Source organism: Streptomyces sp. 6-11-2 (genome assembly GCF_006540305.1).
GTDB lineage: Bacteria > Actinomycetota > Actinomycetes > Streptomycetales > Streptomycetaceae > Streptomyces.
On record NZ_BJOR01000001.1, the window covers coordinates 4,381,083 to 4,395,941 of the forward strand.

12 protein-coding genes are annotated in these 14,859 nt (G+C 73.8%); 9 read left to right on the forward strand and 3 right to left on the reverse strand.

Translation table 11 applies throughout. The annotated features are described in order from the left end of the window. From TNCT6_RS19220 to TNCT6_RS19255, 8 genes are all read left to right on the forward strand, one after another. Positions 1-894, forward strand: coding sequence for a xanthine dehydrogenase family protein subunit M (locus TNCT6_RS19220; protein ID WP_141360528.1), 894 nt, complete (start codon positions 1-3; stop codon positions 892-894). Further along, on the forward strand, positions 891-3,119 hold the full coding sequence (locus tag TNCT6_RS19225; protein WP_141360529.1) for a 2Fe-2S iron-sulfur cluster-binding protein: 2,229 nt from the start codon (positions 891-893) through the stop codon (positions 3,117-3,119). The genes TNCT6_RS19220 and TNCT6_RS19225 overlap by 4 nt, the downstream gene beginning before the upstream one ends. Further along, a complete protein-coding gene (locus TNCT6_RS19230; RefSeq protein WP_141360530.1) occupies positions 3,116-5,419 on the forward strand; it encodes a xanthine dehydrogenase family protein molybdopterin-binding subunit in 2,304 nt (767 codons plus the stop codon). Before TNCT6_RS19225 ends, TNCT6_RS19230 begins: the two co-directional genes overlap by 4 nt. Before the next feature lie 200 nt (positions 5,420-5,619). Continuing rightward, the gene (locus TNCT6_RS19235) at positions 5,620-6,216 is read left to right on the forward strand and encodes an SUKH-4 family immunity protein (RefSeq protein WP_141360531.1); all 597 of its coding nucleotides are present in this window, start codon (positions 5,620-5,622) and stop codon (positions 6,214-6,216) included. A gap of 93 nt (positions 6,217-6,309) precedes the next feature. Further along, positions 6,310-7,779: an MFS transporter gene (locus TNCT6_RS19240; RefSeq protein WP_141360532.1), complete on the forward strand. Its 1,470-nt coding sequence runs from the start codon at positions 6,310-6,312 to the stop codon at positions 7,777-7,779. A gap of 155 nt (positions 7,780-7,934) precedes the next feature. Then, the gene (locus tag TNCT6_RS19245; RefSeq protein WP_141360533.1) at positions 7,935-9,734 is read left to right on the forward strand and encodes a DEAD/DEAH box helicase; all 1,800 of its coding nucleotides are present in this window, start codon (positions 7,935-7,937) and stop codon (positions 9,732-9,734) included. 322 nt (positions 9,735-10,056) lie between these two features. Next, positions 10,057-10,698 (forward strand): IclR family transcriptional regulator, encoded by a 642-nt coding sequence (locus tag TNCT6_RS19250; RefSeq protein ID WP_141360534.1) that lies wholly within the window; start codon positions 10,057-10,059, stop codon positions 10,696-10,698. A gap of 451 nt (positions 10,699-11,149) precedes the next feature. Beyond that, positions 11,150-11,941: a S16 family serine protease gene (locus tag TNCT6_RS19255; RefSeq protein WP_141360535.1), complete on the forward strand. Its 792-nt coding sequence runs from the start codon at positions 11,150-11,152 to the stop codon at positions 11,939-11,941. 221 nt (positions 11,942-12,162) lie between these two features. Here the strand turns inward: TNCT6_RS19255 and TNCT6_RS19260 are convergent, their stop codons facing one another. Genes TNCT6_RS19260 through TNCT6_RS19270 form a run of 3 tightly spaced genes read right to left on the reverse strand, consistent with a single transcriptional unit; the run spans position 12,163 to position 13,484 of the window. Continuing rightward, complete coding sequence (locus tag TNCT6_RS19260; RefSeq protein ID WP_141360536.1) at positions 12,163-12,357, reverse strand: hypothetical protein; 195 nt, start codon at positions 12,355-12,357, stop codon at positions 12,163-12,165. Between the two features lie 11 nt (positions 12,358-12,368). Next, on the reverse strand, positions 12,369-12,953 hold the full coding sequence (locus tag TNCT6_RS19265) for a transcriptional regulator (RefSeq protein ID WP_141360537.1): 585 nt from the start codon (positions 12,951-12,953) through the stop codon (positions 12,369-12,371). A gap of 60 nt (positions 12,954-13,013) precedes the next feature. Next, on the reverse strand, positions 13,014-13,484 hold the full coding sequence (locus TNCT6_RS19270) for an Lrp/AsnC family transcriptional regulator (protein WP_172632955.1): 471 nt from the start codon (positions 13,482-13,484) through the stop codon (positions 13,014-13,016). A 125-nt stretch (positions 13,485-13,609) separates the two neighbouring features. Here TNCT6_RS19270 and hppD point away from each other — a divergent pair, with 125 nt between their 5' ends. Beyond that, entirely contained in the window at positions 13,610-14,758 is a 1,149-nt protein-coding gene (hppD, locus tag TNCT6_RS19275; protein ID WP_141360538.1) for a 4-hydroxyphenylpyruvate dioxygenase, read from the forward strand. The last annotated feature ends 101 nt before the right edge of the window (positions 14,759-14,859 follow it).

Sequence of the window (14,859 nt, forward strand, 5' to 3'; positions counted from 1 at the left end):
TTGACCACGCACGCACCTCAGGCGGCGCAGGCCGTCACGCTGCCCACGACGCTGAACGAGGCGGTGGCGGCACTCACGGCCATGCCCGCCGCGGTGCCCGTGGCGGGCGGCACCGACCTCATGGCCGCCGTCAACTCCGGGCAGCTCAGGCCCACCGCGCTGGTCGGCCTCGGCCGGATCAGCGAGATCCGCGGCTGGCAGTACCAGGACGGCCACGCGCTGCTCGGTGCCGGGCTCACCCACGCGCGCATGGGGCGCCCCGACTTCGCCGCGCTGATCCCGGCGCTGGCCGCCGCCGCGCGCGCCGCCGGCCCGCCGCACATCCGCAACGCGGGCACCCTGGGCGGCAACATCGCCTCCGCCGCCCCCACCGGGGACGCGCTGCCGGTGCTGGCCGCCCTGGAGGCGATCCTGATCATCGCGGGCCCGGGCGGAGCCCGCCGGGAGATCCCGGTGTCGCATCTGCTGGCCGGCGTGGAGATGCTCCGCGCGGGCGAGCTCATCGGCTACGTGCGCGTGCCGCTGCTGCACGCGCCGCAGGTCTTCCTCAAGGCGACCGGCCGCACCGGACCGGGCCGCGCGGTCGCGTCCGTGGCGCTGGTCCTCGACCCGGCCCGGCGCGGGGTGCGGTGCGCGGTGGGCGCCATAGCGCCGATGCCGCTGCGGCCGCTGGACGCCGAACACTGGGTGGCCCAGCTCATCGACTGGGACAACGGCCGCGTGATCGTCCCGGAGGCGCAGAACGCCTTCGGCGAGTACGTGGCCGCGGCCTGCATCCCCGATCCGGTTCCCGCCGAGGACGGCTCCGTGCAGCAGCTTCCGCCCGCCGTACTGCACCTGCGGCGTACCGTCGCCGCGCTGGCCCGACGAGCACTGGGGAGGGCGCTGTCGTGACCGACGACCAGCACGCGGAGGGCACGCCGGGCAGCGGCGGCCGATGGGACCCGCTGCCGCAGGGCGAGTACGACGACGGCGCCACCGCGTTCGTGAAGCTGCCCGAGGGCGGTATCGACGCCCTCCTCGCCGCCGACAGCCCGCTCGCGGCGCCCGGCCACGGGTACGTGCCGCCGCCGATAGCGGTCACGCCCGCCCCGCAGGAGGCGACCGACCCGGTGGGGACGGGCGGTTGGGCCGTGCCGGGCGTGCCCGCCCAGGGCACCCAGTGGCCCGACCCGAACGCCGTGCCGCAGGACGCGGGCGCGGACGACCGGTTCACGTACCGTCCGGAGGCCACCCAGCAGTGGAACTTCGACGAGGCCCAGGCGGGCCCGGCCGCTCAGGCCCCTCCCGCGCCCGGACAGGACGTGACCGGGCAGTGGTCGATCCCGGTCGCCGGGGGTGACATCCCGGACGAATCAGGCGAGTTCACCACGTCGTCGCTGGTCCAGCAGTGGGGCGGAACCCCTCCGACCACCCTCCCCGGCGGCGCGGCCGCCCCGTGGGCCACGGAGGAGGTCGGTCAGGCCTGGAGCCGCCCCCGCACCGGAGCCGAGGCGCCCGGACGGCCCGGCGAGCCCCCGGCGGGCGACCCGCACGGGAGCGCACCGGCCGCGCACACCTACGAGGACGGCCCGACCGGTGCCGCGTTCCCGGCCGAAGGGCCGGCCGCGGGCGGGCAGGGTGCCGGGCCGGCTGAGGCGGCGTACGGCGCGCGTGGAGACGTGCGGTTGCCGGGACCTCCCGCTGCGGGCGATACGACCGGTGGTGGTTCCCCGGTCGGTGGGCCGGGCGGTGGCGGAAACGGTGCCGGGGCGGCGGAAGCCGCGTACGGGACGACGGTGGACGGCTCGCGCGCGGACGTGCGGTTGCCGGGACCTCCCGCTGCGGGCGATACGACCGGTGGTGGTTCCCCGGCCGGAGGGCCCGGCGCGGGCGCGCACGGTGCCGGGGCGGTCCAGGACGCGTACAGGGCCGGGACTTCGGCGGGCGGTGCGCGCGAGGGCGAGCCGGCGGCTTCGGGCGCGGGCCGTGCGGACGGCCGTCCGGCGGGGGTCCAGCACGCGGCCGAGGGGTCGGCGTCGGAGGCCGCCCGGCCATTCCCGCCGACCGTGACCGGACCCGGCGCGGACACCGCCGCCGCTCGGGGACCCGAGGCTCCGCATGGGCAGGGCGTGGCCGCCGTACCCGGGCGGGGCGCCACCGGTTCCCCGGCGGAGCGGCAAGCCCAACTCCGCGCGGAACAAGGCGCGCAGGCCTCGCGGCCCCGGTCCGCGTCCCCGGCGGAGTCCGACGCGGACTCCCCGCGGCCGGTCTCCGGCGCGACCGAGGCCGGCGAAGGCCCCCGAGGGGCCGTGGAGGCCGCCGAGGGGCCCGCCGGGCCGCCCGCACGGCCCGGCTCGCCGCGGGAGGCTCAGCCGTCCTCCCGGGCCGCCGGAGAGCCCGTCACGGGCTCCGGCTCCGCGACCCCGGACGGCGCGGCCACCGGCCCGGACCCGGACGCCGGACAGCCGGACACCGCCACCCAGGAGGACCCGCTTCCCGCGCCCCCGCAGGACGAGCACCCGCTCGCCTCGTACGTGCTGCGCGTCAACGGCGCCGACCGGCCCGTCACCGACGCCTGGATCGGCGAGTCGCTGCTGTACGTGCTGCGCGAGCGGCTCGGACTCGCGGGCGCCAAGGACGGCTGCTCGCAGGGCGAGTGCGGCGCCTGCAACGTACAGGTCGACGGACGCCTGGTCGCCTCCTGCCTGGTGCCCGCGGTCACCGCGGCCGGCAGCGAGGTGCGCACGATCGAGGGACTGGCCGTGGACGGGCAGCCCTCGGACGTGCAGCGGGCGCTCGCCCGGTGCGGCGCGGTCCAGTGCGGCTTCTGCGTGCCCGGCATGGCGATGACCGTGCACGACCTGCTGGAGGGCAACCCGGACCCGACCGAGCTGGAGACCCGCCAGGCGCTGTGCGGCAACCTGTGCCGCTGCACGGGCTACCGGGGCGTCCTCCAGGCCGTCAAGGAGGTCGTCACCGAACGCGAGGCGCACACGGCGGCGGACGAGGCCGAGCAGGAGGCCGAGGAGCCGCGCATCCCCCACCAGGCGGGTCCGGGCGCCGGCGGGGTCCACCCCTCCGCGTTCGACACCCCGGCACCGCACGACCCCTACGGCCAGGACGGAGGCCAGGCGTGAGCAACGAAGCCGCCACCGCCGCCGCGGAGACCGCCCCCGCGCCCGAACCCCTGCCGCACGGTCTCGGCTCCTCACTGCCGGCCGCCGACGCCCGCGCCAAGACGGAGGGCACCTTCCCGTACGCGGCCGACCTGTGGGCCGAGGGCCTGCTGTGGGCGGCCGTACTCCGCTCGCCGCACCCGCACGCGCGGATCGTGTCCATCGACACGGCACACGCGCGCGAGATGCCCGGCGTACGGGCCGTCGTCACCCACGAGGACGTCCCGGGCCGCCCCGTGTACGGCCGCGGCACGCCCGACCGCCCGGTGTTCGCCTCCGAGGTCGTACGCCACCACGGCGAGCCCATCGCGGCCGTGGCCGCCGACCACCCGGACACCGCGCGGATGGCCGCCGCCGCCGTCATCGTCGAGTACGAGGTGCTCGACCCGGTGACCGACCCCGAACAGGCTTTCGAAGCCGAGCCGTTGCACCCCGACGGCAACCTGATCCGGCACATCCCGCTGCGCCACGGCGACCCGGAGGCGGCCGGTGAGGTCGTCGTCGAGGGCCTGTACCGCATCGGCCGCCAGGACCCGGCCCCCATCGGCGCCGAGGCCGGTCTCGCGGTGCCCCGCCCCGACGGCGGGGTGGAGCTGTACCTGGCCTCCACCGACCCGCACACCGACCGCGACGCGCTCGCCGCCTGCTACGGACTGGAACCCGAGCGCGTGAAGATCGTCGTCACCGGCGTGCCGGGCGCCACCGCCGACCGCGAGGACCAGGGCTTCCAGCTCCCGCTCGGCCTGCTCGCGCTGAGGACCGGCTGCCCGGTGAAGCTCACGGCGACCCGCGAGGAGTCGTTCCTGGGCCACACCCACCGCCACCCGACGCTCCTGCGCTACCGCCACCACGCCGACGCCGACGGCACGTTGGTCAAGGTCGAGGCGCAGATCCTGCTGGACGCGGGTGCCTACGCCGACACCTCCTCCGACGCCCTCGCCGCCGCCGTGTCCTTCGCCTGCGGCCCCTACGTCGTCCCGAACGCCTTCATCGAGGGCTGGGCCGTGCGCACCAACAACCCGCCCTCCGGCCATGTCCGCGGCGAGGGCGCGATGCAGGTGTGCGCCGCCTACGAGGCCCAGATGGACAAGCTGGCCAAGAAGCTCGGCCTGGACCCGGCCGAGGTGCGCCTGCGCAACGTCATGGCGACCGGCGACGTGCTGCCGACCGGCCAGACGGTGACGTGCCCGGCCCCGGTCGCCGAACTGCTCCAGGCCGTACGGGACCACCCGCTGCCGCAGCTGCCCAAGGACGTCCCCGAGGACGAGTGGCTGCTGCCCGGCGGCCTCGAGGGAGCGGGCGAACCGGGCGCGGTGCGCCGGGGCGTGGGCTACGGCCTGGGCATGGTGCACATGCTCGGCGCGGAGGGCGCCGACGAGGTCTCCACGGCGACCGTGCGGGTCCAGGGCGGCGTGGCGACCGTGCTGTGCGCGGCGGTGGAGTCCGGCCAGGGCTTCACGACGCTCGCCCGGCAGATCGTCCAGGACACGCTCGGCATCGACGAGGTGCACGTGGCCCCGGTCGACACCGACCAGCCGTCGGCCGGCGCGGGGTGCCGGGGCCGCCACACCTGGGTGTCGGGCGGCGCGGTGGAACGCGCGGCGAAGATGGTCCGCACCCAGCTCCTCCAGCCGCTCGCCCACAAGTTCGGCATGTCCACCGAGCTGCTCCAGATCACCGACGGCAAGATCACGTCGTACGACGGCGTGCTGTCCACCACGGTCACGGAGGCGCTGGACGGCAAGGAGCTGTGGGCGACCGCCCAGTGCCGTCCGCACCCCACCGAGCCGCTGAACGAGTCGGGCCAGGGAGACGCCTTCGTGGGCCTGGCCTTCTGCGCCATCCGCGCGGTGGTGGACGTGGACATCGAACTGGGCTCGGTACGGGTCGTGGAGATCGCCCTCGCCCAGGACGTGGGCCGGGTGCTCAACCCGGCCCAGCTGGCCGCCCGGATCGAGGGGGGCGTCACCCAGGGCGTGGGCATCGCCCTCACCGAGAACCTGCGCACCCCGCGCGGACTGGTCCGCCACCCCGACCTCACCGGCTACGCCCTGCCCACGGCCCTGGACGCGCCCGACGTCCGGATCGTGAAACTGGTCGAGGAGCGGGACGTCGTCGCCCCCTTCGGCGCGAAGGCGGTCAGCGCGGTACCGGTGGTGACCTCCCCGGCGGCCGTCGCCTCCGCGGTGCGCGCCGCCACGGGCCGTCCCGTCAACCGTCTGCCGATCCGCCCGCAGGCCGCGGTCGTGACCACGCAGTGAGCGGTGTTCGCCCGCGGTTGCCCGGGCCGGAAGGGAACGCCGGGCGCCCGCCCGGCGTCTTCCGTTCTGAGGCGTTGTCAGTGAGGGGGCGTAGTCTTCGGGCAGTGGGGAAAGGGCCGTCGCCCGAAGCGCGGCGCCCGGACCGCCCAGCCCGGGACGCCGTCCGTTCCGGAACCTGAACCGAACCGCACGGGGGAGCGATGAGCACGACCGACACCGTTGTCAGGGTGATCACCCTGCCCGAGGCGGGCCGCGATCTGTGCCGTGGGTACGGCGAGTTCGCGTTCCGCCCGGCGGCGGCTCCCACCCGCCCGGCGGCCCGTGTCCGCGCGGCGGTGCCGGCCGTGAGGCCCGGCACCGCCTCCGGGCTGACCCTCGACCTGCGCGCCCGCCTGCTGCACCGTGAGTTCGGCCACGGCCGGATCGCGCGCTACGAGGAAGTCGACTTCCCCGCCACGCTCACCCACGAGCCCACCCGCCGCTTCCTGCGCGACACGGGCCTGCCCGAGGACGGCGTACTCCTCCAGTCCGACACCGACGTACCCCTGCCGACGCTCGCCGAGTTCTGCGCCGACGAGTGCCCCGACGACCTCTGGCCGGACGAACTCCCCGCCCGCGCCCACCACTTGATACGCCTCGGCCGCTTCGCGGGCGGCAGCAGCCTGCTGGTCGACGGCACCACCGGCGCGGTCCTCATCTGGACCGGCCCCGAAGCCGCCCCGGCCCCCCTCACCAAGGACGTCTCCACCCTCGCCTTCACCCTCTGGCTCCTGCGCCGCCGGGCCACCCGCCGCTGAATCGTTCGGTCGTACGGCCTACGACCAAGGTCCCGGCCGCGGGCCGACTCCCGACAGGGGCCAAAGTGGACTGCGCACCTTACGCTGGCGACCATGAGCGCCCTGGAACCGCGCGACACCGAGGTCGCGGACATCTCTGACAGATCCGGTCCCCACGACGTGGCGACCGACACCGTGCTGAGCCGCAACCACCGGGCGCTGAGCATCGGGATCGTCTCCGTCGTCCTGCTGATCGCCTTCGAGGCGACCGCCGTCGGCACGGCGATGCCCGTCGCGGCGCGGGAACTGGACGGGGTGTCGCTGTACGCGTTCGCGTTCTCGGGGTTCTTCACCACCAGCCTGTTCGCGATGGTGCTCTCCGGGCAGTGGTCGGACCGCCGGGGGCCCCTGGCGCCGCTGACCGCGGGGATCGGCTCGTTCGTGGCCGGGCTGCTGCTGGCGGGGACGGCGAGCACGATGTGGGTGTTCATCGCCGGGCGGGCCGTGCAGGGACTCGGCGGCGGCCTGGTGATCGTCGCCCTGTACGTCGTCGTCGGCCGGGCCTACCCCGAGCGGCTGCGCCCGTCGATCATGGCGGCGTTCGCGGCGGCCTGGGTGGTCCCGTCGATCGTCGGCCCGCTCGCCTCGGGCGCGGTGACGGAACACCTGGGCTGGCGCTGGGTGTTCGTCGGCATCCCGGTGCTCGTGGTGTTCCCGCTGGCGATCGCCCTGCCGCAGATACGGCGGCGGGCGGGCGGCCCGGTGGGCGAGGACGCCGGGGAGGGCGCTGAGCGGTCCTCCTTCGACCTGCGCCGCATCCGGCTCGCCCTCGGCATCTCCCTGGGCGCCGGGCTGCTCCAGTACGCGGCGCAGGACCTGCGCTGGCTGTCGCTGCTGCCCGGGGTGGCGGGGGCCGCGCTGCTGGTCCCGGCCGTGCGGGGGCTGCTGCCGCGCGGCACGTACCGGGCGGCGCGCGGGCTGCCGTCCGTGGTGCTGCTGCGCGGGGTCGCGGCGGGCTCGTTCGTCGCCGCCGAGTCCTTCGTGCCGCTGATGCTCGTCACCCAGCGTGGGCTGTCCCCGACGCTGGCCGGGTTCTCCCTCGCGGCGGGCGGGGTCACCTGGGCGCTGGGCTCGTGGGTGCAGTCGCGGCCGCGGATGGCGCAGCACCGGGAGCGGCTGATGACCCTCGGGATGGTGCTGGTGGCCGCGGCCATCGCCGCCGCGCCCAGTGTGCTGATCGAGGCCGTCCCGGTCTGGACGGTCGCCGTCGCCTGGGCCTTCGGCTGCTTCGGCATGGGCCTGGTCATCGCCTCCACCAGCGTGCTGCTGCTGCGGCTGTCCGCCCCTGAGGAGGCCGGCACCAACTCCGCGGCCCTGCAGATCTCCGACGCCCTCTCCAACGTCGTCCTGCTCGCCGCGGGCGGCGCCGCCTTCGCCGCGCTGGGCGGCGGCACGGTGGCCCACACCACCACGACCACCGCCTCCGCCTCCCACCCGGCGGCGTTCGCGGTGGTCTTCCTGCCGATGGCGGCGGTGGCGCTGACGGGGGCGTGGGTGACGCGGCGACTACGGTCCGTGGCCTGATCGCCAGGCGGCTGAGGTGCCTTCACGAGGGGATGTGACCTCAGTCCCATCCCCGGGTGACGCCGTGCCGTCGGCGCGTTGACACCGGCGGGCCGCCGGTAGGGTGGCCCGGTCGTCATACGTAGCCGAGCCCCCAGCACAGCGAACCGGAGACCGTGACTACTACCGCCGCCAGCTCGTCCCACTCGCATCACCTCTCGCCCGCCTTCCCCGGTCGCGCCCCCTGGGGTACCGCCGGGAAGCTGCGTGCCTGGCAGCAGGGCGCGATGGAGAAGTACGTCCAGACCCAGCCCCGCGACTTCCTGGCGGTGGCCACCCCCGGCGCCGGAAAGACGACCTTCGCGCTGACGCTGGCCTCCTGGCTGCTGCACCACCACGTCGTCCAGCAGGTGACCGTGGTCGCGCCGACCGAGCACCTGAAGAAGCAGTGGGCGGAAGCCGCCGCGCGGATAGGCATCAAGCTCGACCCGGAGTACAGCGCGGGCCCGCTCGGCAAGTCGTACCACGGCATCGCCGTCACGTACGCCGGTGTCGGCGTTCGCCCCATGCTGCACCGCAACCGCGTCGAGCAGCGCAAGACCCTCGTCATCCTCGACGAGATCCACCACGCCGGCGACTCCAAGTCGTGGGGCGAGGCGTGCCTTGAGGCGTTCGAGCCCGCGACCCGCCGGCTCGCCCTCACCGGTACGCCGTTCCGCTCCGACACCAACCCCATCCCGTTCGTGACGTACGAGGAGGACGGGGCCGGCATCCGGCGTTCGGCCGCCGACTACACCTACGGCTACGGCTCCGCCCTCTCCGACGGCGTCGTCCGGCCCGTCATCTTCCTCTCCTACAGCGGCAACATGCGCTGGCGCACGAAGGCGGGCGACGAGATCGCTGCCAAGCTGGGCGAGCCGATGACCAAGGACGCCGTCAGCCAGGCCTGGCGCACCGCGCTCGACCCGCGCGGCGAATGGATGCCGGCCGTGCTGCGCGCCGCCGACCAGCGGCTGACCGAGGTCCGCAAGGCCATTCCGGACGCGGGCGCCCTGGTCATCGCCTCCGACCAGGACTCCGCCCGCGCCTACGCCAAACTGATCCGCGAGATCACGGGCAGCAGCGCGACACTCGTCCTCTCCGACGACGCCGGCGCCTCGAACCGGATCGACGACTTCAGCGGCAGCGAGGACCGCTGGATGGTCGCCGTCCGCATGGTGTCCGAGGGCGTCGACGTGCCCCGGCTCGCGGTCGGGGTGTACGCCACCACCATCTCCACCCCGCTCTTCTTCGCCCAGGCCGTCGGCCGTTTCGTACGGTCCCGCAGGCGCGGTGAGACCGCCTCCGTGTTCCTGCCGACCGTCCCGGACCTGCTGACCTTCGCCAACGAGATGGAGGTCGAGCGCGACCACGCCCTCGACAAGCCGAAGAAGGACGGCGAGGAGGACCCGTACGCCGAGTCCGAGAAGGAGATGGACGAGGCGAACCGGGAGCAGGACGAGGACACCGGCGAGGAGGACATGCTGCCCTTCGAGGCGCTGGAGTCCGACGCCGTCTTCGACCGGGTCCTCTACGACGGCGCCGAGTTCGGCATGCAGGCCCACCCGGGCAGCGAGGAGGAGCAGGACTACCTCGGCATCCCGGGCCTGCTCGAACCCGAACAGGTGCAGATGCTGCTGCAGAAGCGGCAGGCCCGGCAGATCGCGCACAGCCGCAAGCGGCCCGACACCGAGGCCGACCTCCTCGAACTGCCCGCCGACCGGCGGCCGGTGGTGACCCACAAGGAGCTGATGGAGCTGCGCCGGCAGCTCAACACGATGGTCGGCGCGTACGTCCACCAGAGCGGCAAGCCGCACGGGGTCGTCCACACCGAGCTGCGCCGGGTGTGCGGCGGCCCGCCCAGCGCCGAGGCGACGGCGGGTCAGTTGCGTCAGCGCATCGCCAAGGTGCAGGAGTGGGCGACGCGGATGAAGTGACACGGGGGTGCCGCCACGCGTTCCTGATGCGTGGTCCGACGGCACCGCCGGAGTACGTATCGGGATGAACACCGCACTCCGTACCGGACGGTGACCGGATTCTGGACGGAGGCTTCCGCTCAGCGAACCGGCTTCGCTAATGTCCCGCTACGCCGACGCACCGTGGCAGCGCCGCCGCGGAGCGCAGCCGTGAAGCGACTTCAGTCCGGGACGGCCCGGACCGCCGGCCGATCGGTGGCCTCTGCCGCACGTCACCGACGGGACCCGGGGACGTGCCCGACGCGAAGAGGGCCGCCGACCTCACCACTAAGGAGTGGGCGTCGTGACCGCGGAGACCTCCCAGACGCTCGACCGGGGACTGCGAGTCCTCAAACTGCTGGCCGAGACGGACCACGGGCTGACCGTCACCGAGCTGTCGCACAAACTGGGCGTCAACCGGACCGTGGTGTACCGGCTGCTCGCCACCCTGGAACAGCACACGCTCGTCCGCCGCGATCTGGGCGGCCGCGCCAGGGTCGGGCTGGGAGTGCTGCGGCTGGGCCGCCAGGTGCATCCGCTGGTACGGGAGGCGGCGCTGCCCGCGCTGCGGTCGCTGGCCGAGGACATCGGGGCGACCGCGCATCTGACGCTGGTGGACGGTTCGGAGGCGCTGGCCGTCGCCGTGGTCGAACCGACGTGGACCGACTACCACGTGGCCTACCGGGCCGGTTTCCGGCACGCCCTGGAACGGGGCGCCGCGGGCAAGGCGATACTCGCGGCCCGCCGGCAGCCGGCCGTGGACCCCGGCTACACCCTGACCCACGGCGAACTGGAGGCCGGGGCCTGCGGGGCGGCGGCACCGCTGCTCGGCGTGACGGGCCTCGAGGGCAGCGTCGGGGTCGTCATGCTGGCGGACTCCGTACCGGAACGCGTGGGCCCACGCGTCGTACACGCGGCCCGCGAGGTGGCGGAGGCCCTCCGCTAGCCACTGCCACGGGGCGCCGCCCCGGCGGCCCACCTCGTGCCGTCCCGCCGGCCCGGCTCGTGCGGTGCCGACGGGCGCACTGTGCGCATGGGCGGCGGTCTACGTCGTGCTGTGCCGGCGGTGCACACCCCGCGCTCCCGGCAGCTCGCCGCGTGCCGTGGCGGTGGCCTACCTCGTGCCGTGGTGGTGGGCGCACTTCGTGCTGTGCCGACGGCGCACCTCGTGCTGTCCCGCCAGGCCCCCACCCCGTGCTGTCCCGGCGGTCCACCTCCTGCTGTGCCGGCGGGCGCACCGCGTGCCGTGCCGGCGGCCCACTGGTGCCGCGTCGCCGAGCCCGCCCGTGCCGTGGCGGCGAGCCCGTCCCGTCCCGGCCACCGGCGGCGCCACCGCCCCCGGTCGCCGGGAACGGCTGCCAGGTGGCCGGACATCGGTCGGGGGATAGATTGAACCCGTGCTCTCTCGTCTCACACGTTCCCAGGCCCTCGCCGTCTGTGCGGTGCCCGTCGCGGCTCTGATCGCCACGGCGGTGTTCGCGCCGCTGCCGTTCTCGGTGGCGCAGCCCGGGATGACGGCGAACGTGCTCGGGGAGAACAAGGGCACCCAGGTCATCACCATCTCCGGCGCCCCCACCCGCAGCACGAGCGGTCAGCTCCGTATGACGACCATCGAGGCCACCGGCCCGGACGCGAACGTCTCGCTGGGGGACGTGATCGACGGCTGGTTCGCCACCGACCGGGCGGTCATGCCGCGCGACGCGGTCTACCCGAGTGGCAACAGTCTGAAGGAGATCGAGCAGCACAACACGGAGCAGATGAGGCAGTCGCAGGACGCGGCCACCCGGGCCGCCCTGAAGTACCTCGGCGTCAGCGACAAGAAGGTCAAGGTCACGCTGAAGCTCGCCGACGTCGGTGGCCCCAGCGCGGGTCTGCTGTTCTCCCTCGGCATCGTCGACAAGCTCCACGGCGACGGAAACGGCGGCGACCTCACGGGAGGCCGCACCATCGCCGGTACGGGCACCATCAACGCCGACGGCACGGTCGGCGCGGTCGGCGGCGTGGCCCTCAAGACGCAGGCCGCCCACCGGGACGGCGCCACCGTCTTCCTGGTCCCGAAGGCCGAGTGCGCCGACGCCAAGGCCGAACTGCCCAAGGGCCTGCGCCTGGTCCCGGTGACCACCCTCAAGGGCGCGGTCGGCGCGCTGGTGGCCCTGGAGAACGGCAAGGGCACGGTCCCGAGCTGCTAGTGCTGTGACCGGAAAGGTTCACCGGCTCGCGGCGCCCGGCACGGCACTCCCCCAGCCTTCGGCCGGGGGTACCCCCACGCCGCGTTGTCGCATCACCCGAGTACATCCAGTACGCGGGCAATGCTCCGCCTTGCGATGCTCCCCCACTGCCTGAACGGCGTGGGAGGTGCCCCCGGCACCGGACGCCGCGAGCTTCCCGGCAAACCTTTCCGGCCACAGCACTAGACCGCCGACACGGCAGGGGCCGTCCTGGGAGCGGCGGCAAGACGCAGGCCGAGGTCAACGAGGGTCCAGCCGAGCTGGGTACGGAGGGCGCCGGGCTGCCTGGCCTGGGCGGCAGCGTGGTGCCCCGTGGCCTGGGCCTGGAGTTCGGCGGCGCGGGTGCGGTGCAGGATGAGGTGGGTCTCGGCATGCATGGGGCGGCCTCTCAGTCCGTGTGGGTGGGGAAGACGTGCGAGTGGACGCGCACCTGCTCGGTGTCCGGGGTGCCGTCGGCGGGGGCCAGGGCGCGGTAGCTCTCCACGAGCTCGTGCATCTTCTCGATGAGTTCGAGGGCGAGTTCGGGCGTGAGGCGCAGCGTCCAGGAGCTCATGTCCGCGGCGCGGGTCCATGCCTCGGACCAGTCGCTCCTCGTGCCGAGCCAGGTCGCCAGCTCCTGAGTGCGCTGGTTCGCGACCTCGTGCATGAACAGGTCGGCGGCGCCGCGTACTTCGGGGTCGGGGTCCTTCAGCAGCGTGTCGTCGAAACTCTCGCCCCTGTGGGCCGCCCGCCACCAGCGCTCCCGCCCCTTGCCGTGCCCGGGCGCGTCCTCGACGAAGCCGTGCGCGGCGAGCTGACGCAGGTGGTAACTGGTGGCACCGCTGGACTCACCCAGTTTCGCGGCCAGTTGGGACGCGGTGGCCGGCCCGCCGCGCCGCAGCGCGGTCAGCAGCCGCATGCGCAGGGGGTGTGCCAGACCACGCAGCGAGCGGGCATCAAGAGGGCGGACCCGAGGGTCCAGGGGTTCGGCCATGCATACAAAGATAGCGTTGCAAAGAAGGCTTTGCAACAGGTTCTTTGGAAGTAGCCCCTCTCACTCCTCCTCCGCCGCCTGCTCCACCAGCGGGATGATCCGCAGCGGCACCGGGTTCTCCATGACGATCGCCGTCGACGCCCGATCGATGCCCTCGAACCCCACCACCCGGTCGATCACGCGCTGGAGATCGGCGTTGGAACGGGCGACCAGGCGGCACAGCATGTCGCCGGTGCCGGTCGTGGTGTGCAGCTCCAGCACCTCCGGCACGGTCGCCAGATGGGCCCGTACGTCCGGGCCCTGCCCCTGCCGGATCTGGAGCGTCGCGAACGCCGTGACCGGATAGCCGAGCGCCGCCGGGTCCACCTCCGGCCCGAAGCCGCGGATCACCCCGCGCGCCTGAAGGCGGTCCAGACGCGCCTGGACCGTCCCCCGCGCCACCCCCAGCCGCCGTGACATCTCCAGCACGCCGACGCGCGGCTCGCGCGCCAGCAGCACGATGATGCGGCCGTCCAGATGATCGATCGCCACGCGTCCCGCCTCCCGAATGGTCATCCTGTACAGAAAGTCCGAAGGACCGCCGCCTTCACCGAGCACATTGCCCAGTGAATGTGCGAACTATTGCGCACCTTGCGAGACCGGGTGACGCTTCCGCTATGACGCAGACCACACACCTCACTCCCGACGCGACCGCCCGGCAGGCCGACCCCTTCCCGGTCAAGGGAATGGACGCGGTCGTCTTCGCCGTGGGCAACGCCAAGCAGGCGGCGCACTACTACTCCACCGCCTTCGGCATGAAGCTGGTCGCCTACTCCGGACCGGAGAACGGCAGCCGGGAGACCGCGAGCTACGTCCTGGAGAGCGGCTCCGCCCGCTTCGTGTTCACCTCGGTGGTCAAGCCCGCCACCGACTGGGGCACCTTCCTCGCCCAGCACGTGGCCGAGCACGGCGACGGCGTCGTCGACCTCGCCATCGAGGTCCCGGACGCGCGCGCCGCGTACGCCTACGCCATCGAGCACGGCGCCCGCTCGGTGACCGAGCCGTACGAGCTGAAGGACGAGCACGGCACCGTCGTCCTCGCCGCGATCGCCACCTACGGCCAGACCCGCCACACCCTGGTCGAGCGGGCCGGCTACGAGGGCCCGTACCTGCCCGGCTACGTGGCCGCGAAGCCCATCGTCGAGCCGCCCGCCCAGCGCGTCTTCCAGGCCGTCGACCACTGCGTCGGCAACGTCGAACTCGGCCGCATGAACGAGTGGGTGGAGTTCTACAACAAGGTCATGGGCTTCACGAACATGAAGGAGTTCGTGGGCGACGACATCGCCACCGAGTACAGCGCGCTGATGTCGAAGGTCGTGGCCGACGGCACGCTCAAGGTCAAGTTCCCGATCAACGAGCCCGCCGTCGCCAAGAAGAAGTCCCAGATCGACGAGTACCTGGAGTTCTACGGCGGCGCCGGCGTCCAGCACATCGCGCTCAACACCAACGACATCGTGCAGACCGTACGCACGATGCGCGCCGCCGGTGTCGAGTTCCTGGACACCCCCGACTCCTACTACGACACCCTCGGCCAGTGGGTCGGCGACACCCGCGTGCCCGTGGAGACCCTGCGCGAGCTGAAGATCCTCGCCGACCGCGACGAGGACGGCTACCTGCTGCAGATCTTCACCAAGCCGGTCCAGGACCGCCCGACCGTCTTCTTCGAACTCATCGAACGGCACGGCTCGATGGGCTTCGGCAAGGGCAACTTCAAGGCCCTGTTCGAGGCGATCGAGCGCGAGCAGGAGCGCCGCGGGAACCTCTGAGCCCGCCCGCCGCGACACCCGCCCGCCGCGACACCCGCGCGGCGGGCGGGCGGCCGTCGCGGCTCGCTGGTCGCGGACGTGTCCGGGCCCCGCAGAGGGTT